Source organism: Rhodococcus sp. P14 (genome assembly GCF_000256505.1).
Classification (GTDB): Bacteria; Actinomycetota; Actinomycetes; order Mycobacteriales; family Mycobacteriaceae; genus Rhodococcus; species Rhodococcus ruber.
In genome coordinates this window covers 16,619-32,937 of record NZ_AJFC01000362.1, presented here as the reverse complement: position 1 = coordinate 32,937, position 16,319 = coordinate 16,619, and the positions used below count along the sequence as shown (strand labels likewise).

The 16,319-nt window shown below is 70.0% G+C and carries 13 protein-coding genes and 1 riboswitch; of the genes, 8 read left to right on the top strand and 5 right to left on the bottom strand.

The window, feature by feature from the left end; translation table 11 throughout:
- Positions 1-114: 114 nt before the first annotated feature.
- The 8 genes from OEY_RS0125280 to gcvP all read left to right on the top strand — a co-directional run bounded on the left by OEY_RS0125280 (position 115) and on the right by gcvP (position 7,694).
- Positions 115-471 carry a small basic family protein gene (locus OEY_RS0125280; protein ID WP_003937277.1) on the top strand — a complete coding sequence of 119 codons (357 nt, stop codon included), beginning with the start codon at positions 115-117 and terminating at the stop codon, positions 469-471.
- Positions 472-475: 4 nt separating this feature from the next.
- Entirely contained in the window at positions 476-1,216 is a 741-nt protein-coding gene (locus OEY_RS0125275) for a DUF881 domain-containing protein (protein ID WP_010596527.1), read from the top strand.
- Positions 1,217-1,259: 43 nt separating this feature from the next.
- Positions 1,260-1,664, top strand: a complete 405-nt coding sequence (gcvH, locus tag OEY_RS0125270; protein ID WP_010596526.1) for a glycine cleavage system protein GcvH — start codon at positions 1,260-1,262, stop codon at positions 1,662-1,664.
- 174 nt (positions 1,665-1,838) lie between these two features.
- Positions 1,839-2,306 carry a glycogen accumulation regulator GarA gene (gene garA, locus OEY_RS0125265; protein ID WP_003937274.1) on the top strand — a complete coding sequence of 156 codons (468 nt, stop codon included), beginning with the start codon at positions 1,839-1,841 and terminating at the stop codon, positions 2,304-2,306.
- Positions 2,306-3,043 carry a transcriptional regulator FtsR gene (ftsR, locus tag OEY_RS0125260; protein ID WP_026137991.1) on the top strand — a complete coding sequence of 246 codons (738 nt, stop codon included), beginning with the start codon at positions 2,306-2,308 and terminating at the stop codon, positions 3,041-3,043. The genes garA and ftsR overlap by 1 nt, the downstream gene beginning before the upstream one ends.
- 104 nt (positions 3,044-3,147) lie before the next feature.
- Positions 3,148-3,621, top strand: a complete 474-nt coding sequence (locus tag OEY_RS0125255) for a bifunctional nuclease family protein (protein WP_010596524.1) — start codon at positions 3,148-3,150, stop codon at positions 3,619-3,621.
- Between the two features lie 258 nt (positions 3,622-3,879).
- On the top strand, positions 3,880-4,506 hold the full coding sequence (locus OEY_RS0125250) for a MerR family transcriptional regulator (RefSeq protein ID WP_003937271.1): 627 nt from the start codon (positions 3,880-3,882) through the stop codon (positions 4,504-4,506).
- Between the two features lie 72 nt (positions 4,507-4,578).
- Positions 4,579-4,673: riboswitch (glycine riboswitch) on the top strand.
- A gap of 168 nt (positions 4,674-4,841) precedes the next feature.
- Positions 4,842-7,694 (top strand): aminomethyl-transferring glycine dehydrogenase, encoded by a 2,853-nt coding sequence (gene gcvP, locus OEY_RS0125245; RefSeq protein ID WP_010596523.1) that lies wholly within the window; start codon positions 4,842-4,844, stop codon positions 7,692-7,694.
- Between the two features lie 141 nt (positions 7,695-7,835).
- On the opposite strand, the gene OEY_RS0125240 is transcribed toward gcvP, so the two are convergent.
- The 5 genes from OEY_RS0125240 to OEY_RS0125220 all read right to left on the bottom strand — a co-directional run bounded on the left by OEY_RS0125240 (position 7,836) and on the right by OEY_RS0125220 (position 16,246).
- Positions 7,836-8,990 carry a metallophosphoesterase gene (locus OEY_RS0125240; RefSeq protein ID WP_010596522.1) on the bottom strand — a complete coding sequence of 385 codons (1,155 nt, stop codon included), beginning with the start codon at positions 8,988-8,990 and terminating at the stop codon, positions 7,836-7,838.
- 4 nt (positions 8,991-8,994) lie between these two features.
- Positions 8,995-10,734 (bottom strand): VWA domain-containing protein, encoded by a 1,740-nt coding sequence (locus OEY_RS0125235; protein ID WP_010596521.1) that lies wholly within the window; start codon positions 10,732-10,734, stop codon positions 8,995-8,997.
- Between the two features lie 147 nt (positions 10,735-10,881).
- A complete protein-coding gene (locus OEY_RS0125230) occupies positions 10,882-13,074 on the bottom strand; it encodes a malate synthase G (RefSeq protein ID WP_010596520.1) in 2,193 nt (730 codons plus the stop codon).
- A gap of 318 nt (positions 13,075-13,392) precedes the next feature.
- Positions 13,393-14,793, bottom strand: a complete 1,401-nt coding sequence (locus OEY_RS0125225) for a hypothetical protein (RefSeq protein ID WP_010596519.1) — start codon at positions 14,791-14,793, stop codon at positions 13,393-13,395.
- Positions 14,794-14,827: 34 nt separating this feature from the next.
- Positions 14,828-16,246 (bottom strand): FAD-binding oxidoreductase, encoded by a 1,419-nt coding sequence (locus OEY_RS0125220; protein ID WP_010596518.1) that lies wholly within the window; start codon positions 16,244-16,246, stop codon positions 14,828-14,830.
- Positions 16,247-16,319: the final 73 nt, after the last annotated feature.

Genomic DNA, 16,319 nt, shown 5'->3' with positions numbered 1-16,319 from the left:
GCAGCAACTCTACGAGGGAGGTTTCACCATCGCGGACGCGGCAGACCTGGCGCTGCCGGCCGCCACGGTGCGCGATGTCGCAGCGGCACGGGAAACGGGAGAGCGGTGAGGACTGTGGTGACCAAACGCGGATATGCCCTCTACGCGGTGCTGGCCCTCGGTGTGGGCATCGTGGTGGGCGTGATCGTCAGTCCCCAGGTTCCGGACGTGGTCCAGCCCTACCTGCCCATCGCGGTCGTCGCGGCGCTCGACGCGGTCTTCGGCGGCCTGCGCGCCTACCTGGACGAGATCTTCGACGCCAAGGTGTTCGTCGTCTCCTTCGTCTTCAACGTGCTGGTCGCCGCACTGATCGTCTGGCTCGGTGACCAACTCGGGGTGGGCACCCAACTCTCCACGGCGATCGTCGTGGTTCTCGGTATCCGGATCTTCGGGAACGCATCCGCACTGCGCCGCAGGCTGTTCGGGGCGTAGCGGGATGGGCGAGGGCAAGCACGAACGACACGACACGGCCGAGACCGGCACAGCGCGCCGATCGCGGATCGTCTTCTCCGCCCTGGCGGCGCTGCTCATGGTTCTGCTCGGGGTGGGGATCGCCACCCAGGTCAGGAACACCGGTTCGGGGGATGCGCTCGACTCCGCCCGGCCCGCCGACCTGCTGGTGGTGCTCGACAACCTCAACCGGCGCGAGGCGGAGCTGCGCCAGGAGATCACCACCCTGGAGCAGACGCTGGCCAGTCTGGAACGCAACGGCTCCGAGGCCGCGCTCGCGGAGGCGCAGCAGCGCCTGTCGGCCCTGCAGATCCAGGTCGGCGCCGCCCCGGCCACCGGTCCGGGAGTGATCTTGACCATCGCCGACCCGCGGCGGGGGGTCGGTCCGGAGGTCCTTCTCGACACGATCCAGGAACTGCGCGCCGCGGGAGCGGAAGCGGTGCAGGTCGCCGGAACCGGCGACGCTGCCGTGCGTATCGGCGTGGACTCCTGGGTGGGCGGAACCGCAGGTGCGCTGGTCGTCGACGATCGACCGCTCGCAGCGCCCTACGTCGTCGCCGCGATCGGGGACGCGCCCACACTGGCGGCGGCGCTGAACATCCCCGGCGGTGTGGTCGACACGGTGGCCCGAGCCGGCGGGACGGTGCAGATCGAGCAGTCGCCGCAGGTCGAGGTGCCCGCCTTGCGGGAGATCGAGCCGCGACAATACTCTCAGCCCGGTAATTGAACCCGGCGTTCCACGCGAATGTCGCTGCCCGAAAGGACCTGTCGTGAGTGAGTTCCGAACACCCGCCGATCTGCGTTACACGGCGGAGCACGAGTGGGTTCGCCGAACCGGCGACGTGACCGCACGCCTCGGCATCACCGACTACGCCCAGTCGCAGCTCGGCGACGTCGTCTTCGTGCAGTTGCCCGAGACCGGTGCGGAGCTCACCGCGGGGGAGTCCTTCGGCGAGGTGGAATCGACCAAGAGCGTGTCCGACGTGTTCGCTCCGCTCACGGCGAAAGTCGTTGGGGTGAACTCGGATCTGGACGGCAATCCCGAGCTCGTCAACGGGGATCCGTACGAGGCCGGCTGGCTGGTGGACGTCGAGGTCGGCAGCAAGGACGAGCTCGACGCCGCTCTGGCGGACACGCTCGACGCCGACGGATACCGCGCAATCACGCAGAACTGACCCCGCGTCCGGCCGGGGCCGCGTCTGCCTGCACGAAGGACGTCGTGCAGGGTACGGTCATCGGTAGGCGTGTGCCGGGTCGGGGCGCGGGTCCGTACCGGAAGTGATCGTGGCTGAACGAAACTGCGGCCCCGGGGGAGCGATCCCGAAGGGCCGAACGGATAAGGAGATACGGTGAGCGAGAACGGCAACGCGGGCTACGAGGAAACCCCTGCGGAAACCACTTCGGTGTTTCGTGCCGACTTCCTGAACGAGCTCGATACCACCGGCACGGGCGCGGGAACGACCGAAGCGCCGGTCTCGGGGGTCGAGGGGCTTCCCACAGGATCGGCGCTGCTCGTCGTCAAGCGTGGCCCGAACGCCGGGTCGCGTTTCCTGCTCGATCAGCCGACGACGTCGGCCGGGCGTCACCCGGACAGTGACATCTTCCTCGACGACGTGACGGTGAGCCGTCGGCACGCCGAGTTCCGCCAGGACGAGGGCGAGTTCCAGGTCGTCGATGTGGGAAGCCTGAACGGAACCTACGTCAACCGCGAGCCGGTCGACTCGGCCGTTCTCGCGAACGGCGACGAGGTGCAGATCGGGAAGTTCCGGCTGGTGTTCCTCACCGGCCCGCGGGGTTCGCAGGGCACGGGTAGCTGATGACCGCTGCCCGCCAGCCGTCACCGGGGGGGATGTCGATCGGCTCCGTGCTCGATCGGCTCCGGCCCGAGTTTCCGGACGTGACGATCTCGAAGATCCGTTTCCTCGAATCCGAGGGACTGATCAGTCCGGAACGCACCCCGTCGGGTTATCGCCGTTTCTCGATCGCGGACTGTGAGCGTCTGCGGTACGTACTGACCGCGCAACGGGACCAGTACCTGCCGCTGAAGGTGATCAAGGAACAGCTCGAGGCGATCGACCGCGGTGTCGCGACGGTGGGCTCGGTGGAGGGTCGCCCGAAGCGGCCCCGGACCCTGGCCGTGGCGCCGGGGCAGGTGTCCCCGGAGGATCTGCGCACGGACCGGGAGGTGCGGATCAGCCGGGACGACCTGTGCGGGCGGGCGGGCATCGAGTCGTCCTTCCTGACGGAGCTGATCCGCGCCGGGCTCATCGTGCCCGGCGCGGCCGGCTTCTTCGACGAGGATGCGGTGCTGCTGGCGCGCACCGCCAAGGCCATGTCCGAGTTCGGCCTCGAGGTTCGGCACCTGCGTGCGTTCAAGCTCGCGGCCGACCGGGAGGCGGGCCTGGTGGCGCAGATCGCGGGTCCGGTGGCAAAGGGCCGGGACGTCGGTGCGCGTGCTCGGGCCGAGGAGATGGTACGGGAACTGGCCGCGCTGTCGTTGACGATGCACACATGCCTCGTCAAGGCCGCCGTCCGGGGCGCTCTGGATCGGTGAGCGGCGGGCGTCGACCTCGACGACGGCGCGTTTGGCACTAGAATTCAGGGGGATATCGGCGGACGGTTCGCCACCGTCGCACAGCAGGGATGGGAGGCGGCTCGATGAGCGAGATGCGAGTAGTGGGGATCCGGGTCGAGCAACCGCAGAATCAGCCTGTCCTGCTGCTGCGCGAGGTCGACGGAGATCGGTACCTGCCGATCTGGATCGGCCAGATGGAAGCCACGGCGATCGCACTGGAACAGCAGGGTGTCGAGCCGGTCCGGCCGTTGACGCACGACCTGATCAAGAATCTGGTCGATGCCTTCGGCCGTACCCTCGAAGAAGTCCGGATCGTGGATCTCAAGGAGGGGACGTTCTACGCCGATCTCGTCTTCGACGGCGGTCTGCGCGTGTCGTCCCGCCCCTCCGACGCGGTCGCTGTAGCCTTGCGCATCGGCGCGCCGGTCTTCGTGGAGGAACCGGTGCTGGCGGAAGCGGGCCTCGTCATGCCGGATGAGCGGGAGGACGAGGTCGAGAAGTTCAAGGAGTTTCTCGAATCCGTCTCCCCCGACGACTTCAAGGCGACGGACGGCTGATCGTCGAACGCCGCCGAGGTTCTGTCGCGACTTCCGGCCCCGACGGCCGGGACGCGCGCCGCGAGTGTGACGCGGAACCGGAAGGTCGTCGTCCGGTCGGCGTGTTGCTGCCCAACTTTTCGTACGGGGCGTACGCTGAGTGAATCGCTACGGATCGACTCGGTGGGTCACGCGAGCGCTCGACGACCGGATGGGGGTGGGGATCCGCCCGTCGTTCGTTCCAGGGCACGCCTGTGCACGCGAGAGGGAGTCACAACAGTGGGAGATCGGCCGCAGGGACAGCAGCTCAGCTTCGACGCCGTCGACCGCGATGCCCCGTCGCGGGCAGCTCTCGATGCCGACGAGATGCAGCCGGGTCTGTTCCCGGACGATTCGGTGCCCGACGAGCTCGTCGGCTACCGCGTGCCCATCGCCTGTCAGATCGCCGGCATCACCTACCGCCAGCTCGACTACTGGGCGCGGACCAACCTGGTCGTTCCGTCCATCCGGGGCGCGGCCGGCTCGGGCAGCCAACGGCTCTACTCGTTCAAGGACATCCTCGTCCTGAAGATCGTCAAGCGTCTGCTCGACACGGGCATCTCGCTGCAGAACATCAGGGTGGCGGTCGACCACCTCCGCGAACGCGGAGTGCGGGACCTGGCGAAGATCACCCTGTTCTCCGACGGCACGACTGTGTACGAGTGCACCTCCCCGGAAGAGGTGGTCGATTTACTGCAGGGCGGGCAGGGAGTGTTCGGGATCGCGGTGAGCGGTGCCATGCGGGAGCTGACCGGCAGCATCGCCGACTTCCCGGCTGAGCGCGCGGACGGTGGCAACGTGGAACAGCGACCCGAGGACGAACTGGCCTCTCGCCGCCGCGAACGCGTCAATCGGCGGATCGGGTAGACGCTCGTCACAGGAAACGCCCGCGACCTCCGTGTTCCGCGGCCCCCCGGTGCCCTAGAATCGGGGATACGTCGCCGCCGTGCGGGAGAGTTCCGGACCTGTTCCGGGCGCCGAAGGAGCAGCACCTCCCCGTCAATCTCTCAGGCATCGAGGACCGTACGGGCACCGACGTCTCTGGAAAGCGGTGGGAGCACCCACCCGCCCACGGGGAAAGGGCCGGCTCGTTCCGGTACCGAATCTCTCAGGCGCTCGCTCGACGAGCTCGCGACAGAGGGGGAGGACACGCACCGTGCGACCCTTGCCCGGATGCGGACCTCCGACCTCAGGGAGTCGCGATGACCGATGCTGCCACCCACACCTTCGCCGACCGCCACGTCGGCCCCGACGCGGCGGGACTGCGCCGCATTCTCGACGTCGTCGGCGTCGAATCCCTCGACGAACTGGCCGCGAAGGCGGTGCCCGCCGGGATCCTCGACGCGCGGACCGACGGGGTCGCGGACGGACTCGAGTCGCTCGACGCGCCGCTGTCGGAACACGAGGTGCTGAAGGCCCTGCAGGAACTCGCCGGGCAGAACACCGTCGCGACGTCGATGATCGGTCAGGGGTACTACGGCACGCTGACTCCGCCGGTCCTGCTGCGCAACATCATCGAGAATCCCGCCTGGTACACGGCATACACCCCGTACCAGCCGGAGATCAGCCAGGGGCGCCTCGAGGCCCTCCTCAACTTCCAGACCATGGTCTCGGACCTGACCGGCATGGAGGTCGCCAACTCGTCGATGCTGGACGAGGCGACCGCCGCCGCGGAGGCGATGACGCTGCTCGCGCGCGCCAACCGCAAGTGCCGGAGCACGCGGGTCGTCGTGGACACCGACGTGTTCGCCCAGACCGCGGCGGTCCTCGCGACCCGCGCGGAACCCCTGGGAATCGAGATCGTCACCGCGAATCTCGTCGACGACGGTCTGCCCGAGGGGGAGTTCTTCGGCGTGATCCTGCAGATCCCGGGTGCCTCCGGCCGGGTGTTCGACGCGGGTCCCCTCGTCGAGGCGGCGCACGAGCGTGGCGCCCTCGTGGCGGTGGGGGCGGACCTGCTGGCCCTGACGCTGCTCACCCCGCCCGGTGAACAGGGCGCGGACGTATGCTTCGGCACCACCCAGCGGTTCGGCGTGCCCATGGGATTCGGCGGGCCGCATGCCGGCTATCTCGCGGTGCACGCCGCCCATGCCCGCAACCTGCCTGGCCGGCTCGTCGGTGTCTCGGTCGACGCCGACGGTGCGCCGGCGTACCGGCTGGCGCTGCAGACGCGTGAGCAGCACATTCGCCGCGAGAAGGCGACCAGCAATATCTGCACCGCGCAGGTGCTTCTCGCGGTCCTCGCCGCGATGTACGCGTCGTACCACGGCGCCGAAGGCCTGGCCGGGATCGCGACCCGCGTGGCGGGCCAGGCCGCCCGGCTCGCCGCGTCGCTGCGAGCCGCCGACATCGACGTGGTGCACGACAGCTTCTTCGACACCGTTCTGGTCCGCGTTCCCGGCCGCGCCGACGCGGTGGTCGCGGCGGCGCTCGAGGCCGGCATCAACGTCCGGCGGGTCGACGACGACCAGGTAGGGGTCTCGTGCGACGAGGCGACCAGCGAGGCCGATGTGGCTGCAGTTGTTGCCGCGTTCGGGGCGGAGGACACCGCGGCGGAAGCCGCGCCCGCCCTTCCCCGGCACCTCGCGCGCACGAGCGCGTACCTGGAGCACGAGGCGTTCACCCGGTACCGTACCGAGACCGCGATGATGCGGTACCTGCGCCGCCTGTCGGACATGGACCTCGCGCTCGACCGCACCATGATCCCGCTGGGTTCGTGCACGATGAAACTCAATGCCGCCGCCGAGATGGAGGCGATCACCTGGCCCGGATTCTCGGCGCTGCATCCGTTCGCCCCCGCGGATCAGACCGCAGGCATCCGCCGGCTCATCGCGGACCTGGAAGGGTGGCTTGCCGCGGTGACCGGGTACGACGCGGTGAGCCTGCAGCCGAACGCCGGCAGCCAGGGCGAGTACGCCGGGCTTCTGGCCATCCGCCACTACCATCTGAGCCGGGGCGACGAGCACCGCGACACCTGCCTGATCCCGTCGAGCGCGCACGGTACCAACGCGGCCTCCGCGGTCATGGCCGGTATGCGCGTGGAGGTCGTCGCGTGCCGTTCGAACGGTGACGTGGACCTCGACGATCTGCGTGCGAAGATCGCCGATCACGCCGAACGTCTCGCCGCGATCATGATCACGTACCCGTCGACCCACGGCGTCTACGAACACGAGATCGCCGACATCTGCGGCGCCGTGCACGACGCCGGTGGTCAGGTGTACATCGACGGGGCCAACCTGAACGCTCTCGTCGGTCTGGCACGACCCGGCAAGTTCGGCGGCGACGTGAGTCATCTGAACCTGCACAAGACGTTCTGCATTCCGCACGGCGGGGGCGGTCCCGGGGTGGGGCCGATCGGCGTGCGCGCACACCTGGTGCCGTTCCTGCCCGGACACCCGGCGGAGCCGGGGCTCGGCGGGGGCGGACCGGTGTCGGCGGCGCCGTTCGGATCGGCGTCCATCCTCCCGATCACGTGGGCGTACATCAAGCTGATGGGGGCGCAGGGCCTGCGGCGGGCCTCGCTGACCGCGATCGCGTCGGCGAACTACATCGCGCGCCGGCTCGACGAGTACTTTCCCGTCCTGTACACGGGTGAGAACGGCATGGTGGCGCACGAGTGCATCCTCGATCTGCGGCCCCTGACGAAGGACACGGGCGTCACGGTGGACGACGTCGCCAAGCGTCTGGCGGATTACGGCTTCCACGCACCCACCATGAGCTTCCCCGTTGCGGGCACCCTCATGGTCGAACCCACCGAGAGCGAGGACCTGTCCGAGCTCGATGCGTTCATCGACGCGATGATCGCCATCCGCGGCGAGATCGACCGCGTCGGGGCAGGGGAGTGGCCGATGGACGACAACCCGCTGCGCGGGGCGCCGCACACCGCCCAGTGCCTGGTGGGGGAATGGATCCACCCCTACAGCCGTGAGATCGCGGTGTATCCACTGGGGCAGACCCGCGCGAAGGTGTGGCCCGCGGTGCGACGCATCGACGGGGCGTACGGGGATCGGAACCTCGTGTGCTCGTGCCCGCCGTTGGAGGCGTACAGCAGCTGAGTGAGTTCTCGGGGGTGAGCCGCCGGAGCGGCTCACCCCCGAGAATCAGACCAAAATATTCCGAGCCATACGGAACATATTAAATAACCGAACATCTCGGAACGGCAACCCTCCAACACCCGACCCCAAACTCGAGGACGGTCAGACGGTCCCTACGGTCAGTTCGAGAATCGCCACTTCCGGAGGGGTGGCGATGCGGACCGGCGGCCCCCAGGCACCGGTACCGCGGGAGGTGTAGACGAGCGTGTCTCCGAACCGGTCGAGACCCGTCACCGTCGGCTGCTGCAGGGGCACGACGTATCCGAGCGGCCACATCTGTCCGCCGTGCGTGTGCCCGGACAACTGCAGATCGATGCCGTGCTCGCGCGCCTCGAACACGTGGCGAGGCTGGTGGGCGGCCAGGAGAACGAAGCGTTCGGGATCGCGGTCCTGCAGTGCCGCGGTCAGGTCCGCGTCGTTCGGGGCCGGCGCCGAATAGTCGTGGATGCCGGCGAGATCGATCGCGTCGCCGCCGCGCTCGAGGGTCACTCGCTCGTTGCGGAGGGTGCGTACACCGAGGGTTTCCCAGAAATCCAGCCAGGACATCGCGTCGTCGGCGTAGTACTCGTGATTTCCGCTGACGCCGTAGACCCCGAGCGGGGCACGCAGGTCCGCGAGAGGCGCCAGGTCGGGTCCGACGAGGGCGATGGTGCCGTCGGTGAGGTCTCCGCCGAGCACGATCAGGTCCGGCCGCTGTGCGTTCACGAGGTCCACTGCGCGGCGGGTGAACTCGCGGCCGCGGGACGGGCCGACGTGCAGGTCGGTGACGAGGGCGACGCGCAGCCCGTCGAATCCGGCCGGGAGCCGGCGCAGCGGGATCCGGGTGTGCACGAGCCGGGGCCGAGCGGCCTCGACCGTGCCGTAGCCGACGGCGGCGACCGCTGCGACGGTCAGCGCGCCCGTCGCGACCTGCAGAGCGCGCCGCCGGGAAGAATCCGGCGGATGGGCGGCGTCTCGACGGAAGCGGCGTACCGCTCGCGCTGCGAGGGACACGATCCCGATCAGGAGCGTGCCGAGGACCAGGTACAGCACTACTGCGAGCCAGGTCCAGCCGAGGAATCCGAACGGGCGGGCCCAGCGCGGGTCGAGTGAGGTGCCGCTCTGCGCACCGATCAGCGCGACGACGAGGAGGACGCCGAGCGCGGTGTTCGCGGCGATCGCCGCGCGCCCGCGCAGACCGGGGGCACGGACGAGGCGGCGGTGGAGCCAGAAGGTGACGAGGGCGAGGAACGTCCCCGCGACGAGTAGCCGGATCACGGTGTCAGGACATCAGCTTTCGGAGGGCGGGGGCGAGTTCGGGCCCGTCGGTCGTGGTGACGGAGACGAGCGCGCCGCCGGTGCGGTCGGCGAGGGTCTGCAGGGTGTTGCGGTCGGTGTCGTCGCCGAGGGTCACGACGTCGATCCGGACGGGCCGGTCGGGGTCGCCGGCGGCGGTGACGAGGTCGAGGATGCGCTGGCGGGTGGTGTCGTCGTCGTTGGCACTGTCGGTGATCAGGAGGACGGAGTTGGGCTGCCCAGGCGTGAAGTTTCGGACGGCGTCGACGTAGGCGGCGGCCAGGGACCGGTAGACGGCGGAACCGTCGGTGGTACGGGTGCCGCTCAGGGCGGTGGTCAGAGCGGTGCGGTGGTCCGCGGTGAGTGCGCCGCGTGCCACCGTGGTGCGGTACGGGGTGGTGCCGTCGAGGTCGTCGGCGAAGACCCACAGGGCGAGGTTCGAGGCGTCCGGTGACCGGTCCACGTGCTGGTCCAGGGCGGCGGCGAGGTGGGCGAGACGGGTGTCGTCGCCTTCGACGGTTCCCATGGACGTGGAGGTGTCGAGAAGGATCGTGGTGGTGCGGGGTGCCACCGGTGCGCGCCGGTGGTCCAGGAGGATGTCGGCCACGGCCGGGTCGGCGCGGTTCAGGGTCTGTTCGATGCGGGGGAAGGGCACCGCGTCGCTACGGGGTGCGGGCTGACCGTCGACCCGGAAACCGGCGTCGGCCAGGGCGCGGGCGGCGGCGGGTTCGCGGAGATAGCCGGTCAGTTCGGCGGCGGCGCGCGAGAGCGTCTCGTCGACCCACGGGGCGTCGACCACGGCGGCGGGGAAGTCGGCGGTGGGAGTGGGACCGGTGGGGACGAATTCGGCGAGGCCGGCGGCGCCGCCGGACGTGACTGCTGTGTGCAGCTGTTGCTCGGTGATCGGTACGGCGTGCACCGTGCCGTCGGCGCCGGGCGCGTCGGCGAGGGTGTCCAGGGCTGCGGCGGTGGTCGGTCCGGCGCCGGCTCCGAGGGCGTCGGCGCCGAGCGCGAGGGTCCCGACCGCGGAGGTGGTTGCCGGGGAGGCGGCTTGTTCGGCGGTCAGGGGGCCGGGTCCGGCGTCGGTGACTGCGGCGGCGACGGCCTCGAGGGCGGGTGTGGTGGCGTCGGCGTCGGGGCCGGTGGGCAGGGCGAGACGGAGGCCGGTCCAGCCGTCGAGGCCCAGACCGGCGAGGATGCTGCCGTCGGACTGGAGGGAGGGCAGCTGACGCCATGCGGTGTTTGCGGCGTCGAGGGCACGCCCGAGTGCGGTGGGGACGGCCAGCACGATCGGGGAGGTGGCGAGGGAGCGGGACCGTCCGTCGAGGGCCTGTGCCGCGCGCGCGGTGGCGTCGCTGCTGAAGGGGACCCAGAGGGCGGGTGGGGGCCCGAGGGCGGGGTCCCAGCGGGGGTCGGCGGCTGAGGCGTCTGCGGCGGCGGTGAGGGCGGTGGTGGCCGGGGTGGTGGCGACGGCGGTGACGCGCACGTCGATGCAGTGGTCGCGGACGACCGGGCGGGTGTCGGTGACCCAGCGGGCGGCGAGGGCGGTCAGTGTGGGGGCGACGGCGGGATCCGCGGCGACGTCGAGAAGCGCGTCACCTTCGACGCAGGTCTGTGCGGCTTCGGTCGCCTGCTCGTCGATGCGTTCGCGCAGGCGGAACCAGCCGACGACGGCGAGGACGAGGACGAGTGCCACGGCGACGGCAACGATCGGGCCCTTGCTCACACCTCTGGCGCCGCCCGTTCCGCGATGTCGACCCACGTGTTTCCTGCCTGTCGTCGTGTCTGCCCGCCGTCGTTCCCGGAGTCTAGTGATCGGCTGTGAGACGCCACGGCCCCCGATCCACCGTGGATCGGGGGCCGTGGCTGGGGGTCAGGCTCGGCGGCCGTGGGCGGCCTTGAATTCGAGGCGGCGCCGGTGCAGGATCGGCTCGGTGTAGCCGCTGGGCTGGGTGGTGCCTTCGAGGATCAGTTCCTTGGCGGCCTGGAAGGCGATGCTGGAGTCGAAGTCCGGGGCCATCGGCAGGTAGGTCGGGTCGCCGGCGTTCTGCCGGTCGACGACCGGTGCCATGCGCTGCAGGGCGCCGACGACGTCGTCGGCGGTGACGATGCCGTGGTGGATCCAGTTGGCGAGCAGCTGGCTGGAGATGCGCAGGGTGGCGCGGTCCTCCATGAGGGCGATGTCGTGGATGTCGGGCACCTTCGAGCAGCCGACGCCCTGGGAGATCCACCGCACGACGTAGCCGAGGATGGACTGGCAGTTGTTGTCGAGCTCCTCACGCTTTTCCTCGTCGCTCCAGTCGGTGGACGGGGCGAGCGGGATGGTGAGGATGTCGTCGACGGTGGCGCGGCGCGTGCCCTTCAGCTCGTCCTGCACGGCGAACACGTCGACCTGGTGGTAGTGGGTGGCGTGCAGGGTGGCGCCGGTGGGCGAGGGCACCCAGGCGGTGTTGGCGCCGGCGCGGGGCTGGCCGATCTTCTGTTCGAGCATGTCGGCCATGAGGTCGGTCATCGCCCACATGCCCTTGCCGATCTGGGCCTTGCCCTGCAGCCCGCACGCGAGGCCGGTGTCGACGTTCCAGTCCTCGTAGGCCGAGATCCACTTCTGCTTCTTCATCTCGGCCTTGCGGACCATGGCGCCGGCCTCCATGGAGGTGTGGATCTCGTCGCCGGTGCGGTCGAGGAAGCCGGTGTTGATGAACACCACGCGTTCGCTGGCTTCCTTGATGCAGGCCTTCAGGTTGACGGTGGTGCGGCGTTCCTCGTCCATGATGCCGACCTTGAGGGTGTTGGCCGGCAGGCCCAGGACCTCTTCGACCCGGCCGAACAGTTCGGTGGTGAAGGCGACTTCTTCGGGGCCGTGCTGTTTGGGCTTGACGATGTAGATCGAGCCGGTGCGGGAGTTGATCAGCGGCCCGGTCGCGTTGCCGACGGACAGGCCGTGCACGGCGGCGAGGCTGGTGATCAGCGCGTCGAGGATGCCCTCGGGGACCTCGTTGCCCTCGGAGTCGAGCACGGCGGGGTTGGTCATGAGGTGACCGACGTTGCGGACGAACAGCAGCGATCGGCCGTGCAGGGTGAGGTCGGAGCCGTCGGGGGCGGTGTAGACGCGGTCGGCGTCGAGGGAGCGGGTGAAGGACTTGCCGCCCTTGGAGATCTCCTCGGCGAGGTCGCCGCGGTTGAGGCCGAGCCAGTTGCGGTAGCCGATGACCTTGTCCTCGGCGTCGACGGCGGCGACCGAGTCTTCGAAGTCCATGATGGTGGTGACCGCGGATTCGAGGACGACGTCCTTCACCCCGGCGGCGTCGGTGCTGCCGATCGGGGAATCCGGGTCGATCTGGATTTCGACGTGCAGGCCGTGGTTGCGCAGCAGCACCGCGGTAGGGGCGGTCTTGTCGCCGAGGTAGCCGGCGAACTTCTCCGGCTGGGCCAGGGTGGTGGTCGTGCCGTCGCCGAGTTCGATCTTCAGCTCGGCGCCGTCGACGAAGTACCGGGTGGAGTCGGTGTGCGAGCCGGTGGCGAGGGCGGCGGCGGTGTCGAGGAAGTCGCGGGCCCAGGCGATGACCTTGTCGCCGCGCACCTTGTTGTAGCCGGTGCCCTTCTCGGCGCCGCCTTCTTCGGAGATGGCGTCGGTGCCGTAGAGGGCGTCGTAGAGCGAGCCCCAGCGGGCGTTGGAGGCGTTGAGGGCGAAGCGGGCGTTGAGAACCGGCACCACCAGCTGCGGTCCGGCGGTGGTGGCGATCTCGGCGTCGACGCCTGCGGTGGTGACCTGGAAGTCGGCGGGCTCGGGGACGAGGTAGCCGATGTCCTGGAGGAACGCCTTGTAGGCCGCGGCGTCGTGCGCCTGGCCCTTGCGGTCGCGGTGCCAGGTGTCGATCTGTGCCTGCAGCTCGTCCCTCGTGGCGAGCAGGGCGCGGTTGCGGGGGGCGAGATCGTGGATCACCTTGTCCGCGCCGGCCCAGAACTCGGCCGCGTCCACCCCGGTGCCGGGGATCGCCTCGTCGACGACGAAGTCGTAGAGCACCTTGGCGACCTGGAGTCCACCGACTTGCACGCGTTCAGTCATTACCTGCCTCACTCTTTCCGGGACCTGTGCGCTCGCGTCGGCGGCGCCGACGGGCAGCACGACGAACAGCACTCACGTTACCCGCCGGTAGTTTCGGGCAGGCCGGTTCGACCCGCCGCCGGGGCGGTACATCGATTCAGCAGCTCCTCTCCAGGGCCGCGGCGCGATGGTGAGCGCCGACCGCTCGCGGGCGTACTGTGCGCGCCCGGAAGCGGTCTCGATCGTGATCGGCGAGTAGCCGCAATCGCTCAGATCATACGGGGTGGTCCGCGACCCCGGCCCGCCCGGGCGGGCCGGGCGGGCCGGGCGGCCGCGCAGTCACGCCGCCTGCCGGGCGTCGTCGAGCAGTCCGGTGAGGTTGGCGAGGGCGGGCCGGACGTGCGTGGCGAATCGTCTCGTCGCTTCCCGGACGAGGGGCCGGTCGGCGCGGTGCCGGAGTCCCCGGGACGTGTTGAGGCGGGAACGCTCGAGCCAGTCCGCCATGTCCGGTTCCTTCGACCATGCGTACTCGGCGTTCGTCTCGACGAGCGTTCCGCGGATCCAGTCGAGGGGGACGTCCGGTAGCCGGTTCGGTGGGCAGAGCCGGTTCTTCTCGGCCGGGTCCCGGCCGGTGGCCTCCACGAATCCGACGAGGGCGGCATTGAACGGGACGAGCCCCGTGCGGACGGGCTGCAACGTGATACGGCCCTCCTCGAAGATCGGGACGGCCGGTGCCGGGTTCAGGCCCGGGGCGGCGCAGTGGACGTGGAGGTGACCGGGCCCGGTACGGATCGTTCCGTGGTCGAGCACGATCGTGTCGTGTTCGATGCGTCGCACGTGCCCGAGCCGGACGACGTCCTCGATGCGGCGGAGCTGCTCGAGTTCGGCGGTGCTGACGGTCGGCCCCTTGTACATGGTGGGGAGGACGTGCTCGTCGACGCGCAGCAGCTGTTCGCTCGCCTCGAGCCGGGCGAACAGCTCGGCCGGCGTCCTCGCCCGGGCGGCGGCTTCCATCTGCCGGGCCAGTCCCTCGATCAAGTCGTCGACCAGTTCACCGCCCTGGGCGAACCGTCGGTTGCGCAGCCACGCCTCCCGGGGTTTGACCCACTGGATCGCGTCCGGGGGCAGGCCGAGCTGCAGCAGCCACAGGCACGCGTCCATCGCGGTCTTGCCCGCCCCGATGATCACGTACCGTTCGGGCGGTTCGGCCACGCGCGCAAGGGCGTCGACGGGGACGCAGCGGACGCCGGGGGCCACGTCGAACGGTGGTGTGAACGTGGCGGGTATCGCAGGCTCGAGGTAGGTGGCGTCGACGAGGGCGGTGCGGACCTCCACCTCGTACCGGTCGGTGGAGATCCGGGAGACGAAGCGATGGTCACCGACGTATTCGCTCATGGGGAAGTAGCGCACCGCTCCGGATGTCAGCAGATTGCTGCGCATGACACGGTCGAAGTATGCACAGATCTCCGGTGCGCTCGCCTGTTCGTACATGCCTCGGTTCGGGCCGGTGCGGTCGATGACGTCCGTCCCGAGCGGCAGCGAGTTCACGCCGTAGTACGCGGACGGCTGGTGCAGCCGCACGAACGGGTAGGCCTCGTTCCAGTGCCCGCCCGGGGCGTGACGCCGGTCCACCATGACGACGTCGGTGTCGGAATCGGTGATCAATGCGTCCGCGAACGCCATGCCGGCCGCGCCGCAGCCGATCACCAGATAGTCCGCTTCCAGCCTGTGCGTGGGCATAGTCCGTTCCTCTCCGGGCGGGTACGGTTCCGGGCTACCGTTCGGCCGCGGCGGGCCGGATGTTCTGGTTGACGTGGAAGACGTTGTCCGGGTCGTAGCGGCGCTTGATCCGGGTGAGCCGGTCGTAGTTGCCGCGGTAGGCGGACTCGACCCGGTCCTGGCCCTCGCTCATCAGGAAATTGACGTAGGCGCCGCCGGCGGAGGTCGGGTGCAGCTGTTCCCAGTAGTCGCGAGCCCACCGGGTGATGAGGCCGGCGTTGGCGGGGTCGGGGTCGACGCCGACGATGACCCCCGCCCATCCGCCGCCCCGGTACGCGAACGGGGTCGCGTCCTCGGGGACGCGGCTGGTGGCGCCGTCGATGGGATAGAGGTGCATGGTGGAGTGACCGGTCGGTAGCTGCGGCCCGTACCTGCAGTGCACGTCGATTGCGGCGTCGGTGATCTCGTCGAAGAAGTCCGCCCGCCAGTACCACTGCAGGCCGGGCGGGTAGAGGGCGTCGAACGCGCTCTGCAGGACGGTGAACGGCATGTCGTGCAGGCCGACCAGCAGCGGCGAGCCGTAGGTCCGGATGGGGTCGAGCACCTCGTCGGCCTTGGCGTGTGGTCCGGTGTAGCACCAGACGATGCCGCAGCACCTGCGGCCCCAGAGGTCCTCGGGGAACGGGGCGGCGGGTGGGACGGTGAGCAGCGCGATCCAGCCGCTGAGTTCCTCCGGGAGCGCCGGCAGCAGCTCCCGGTACCAGCGCATGACGTCGGCGGTGTCGGCGAGGTCGTAGAGCACCGGGCCGCCGACGATCATGCCGGCCTCCCCGATGTCGTGGCAGCGGAAGGTGAAGGAGGTGACGACGCCGAAGTTCCCGCCGCCGCCGCGCAGCGCCCAGAACAGGTCGCTGTGCGAGCTCTCGTCGGCCGTCACGAGCCTGCCGTCGGCGAGGACCACGTCGGCGGACAGAAGGTTGTCGACGGTCAGCCCGAAGCGCCGGGAGAGGTAGCCGATGCCGCCACCGAGGGTCAGCCCGCCCACGCCCGTGGACGAGAGGAAGCCGGACGGGGTGGCCATGCCGAAGGCGACCGTGGCGTGGTCGACGTCGCCCCAGGTGCATCCGCCGTCGACGCGGACGGTGTGGTGTGCCGGATCGACTGTGGTGCTGCGCATCAGGGACAAGTCCACGACGAGCGCGTCGTCCCACACGCCGAGACCGCCGGCGTTGTGCCCGCCGCCGCGCACGGCCAGGGTGAGCGCGTGGGCGCGGCCGAAGCGGACGCAGGAAACGACGTCGGCGGCGTCCCGGCAGCGTGCGATCGCCGCGGGATGTTTGTCGATCATGCCGTTGTAGACGGCACGCGCCGTGTCGTAACGGGTGTCGCCGGGGGTGATCAGGTCGCCGCGCAGTGCCGCGGCCAGGTCGTCGTACGGCACCGCGCCGGCCGGCCGGGTCGAAATGGTGGTCACGAAAGCCCCTCTCGGGTCGGTCGCTCGCCGGTGCGGGCGTTGTACCGTCGACCCTAGGAAGAGGGCGTTCGCG

What these genes read in the sequence shown, in the direction of transcription:
- OEY_RS0125275 (WP_010596527.1), top strand. Translation starts at nt 476, where the DNA reads ATGGGCGAGGGCAAGCACGAACGACACGACACGGCCGAGACCGGCACA.
- OEY_RS0125230 (WP_010596520.1), bottom strand. Translation starts at nt 13,074, where the DNA reads ATGACTGAACGCGTGCAAGTCGGTGGACTCCAGGTCGCCAAGGTGCTC.
- ftsR (WP_026137991.1), top strand. Translation starts at nt 2,306, where the DNA reads ATGACCGCTGCCCGCCAGCCGTCACCGGGGGGGATGTCGATCGGCTCC.
- OEY_RS0125255 (WP_010596524.1), top strand. Translation starts at nt 3,148, where the DNA reads ATGAGCGAGATGCGAGTAGTGGGGATCCGGGTCGAGCAACCGCAGAAT.
- gcvP (WP_010596523.1), top strand. Translation starts at nt 4,842, where the DNA reads ATGACCGATGCTGCCACCCACACCTTCGCCGACCGCCACGTCGGCCCC.
- OEY_RS0125225 (WP_010596519.1), bottom strand. Translation starts at nt 14,793, where the DNA reads ATGCCCACGCACAGGCTGGAAGCGGACTATCTGGTGATCGGCTGCGGC.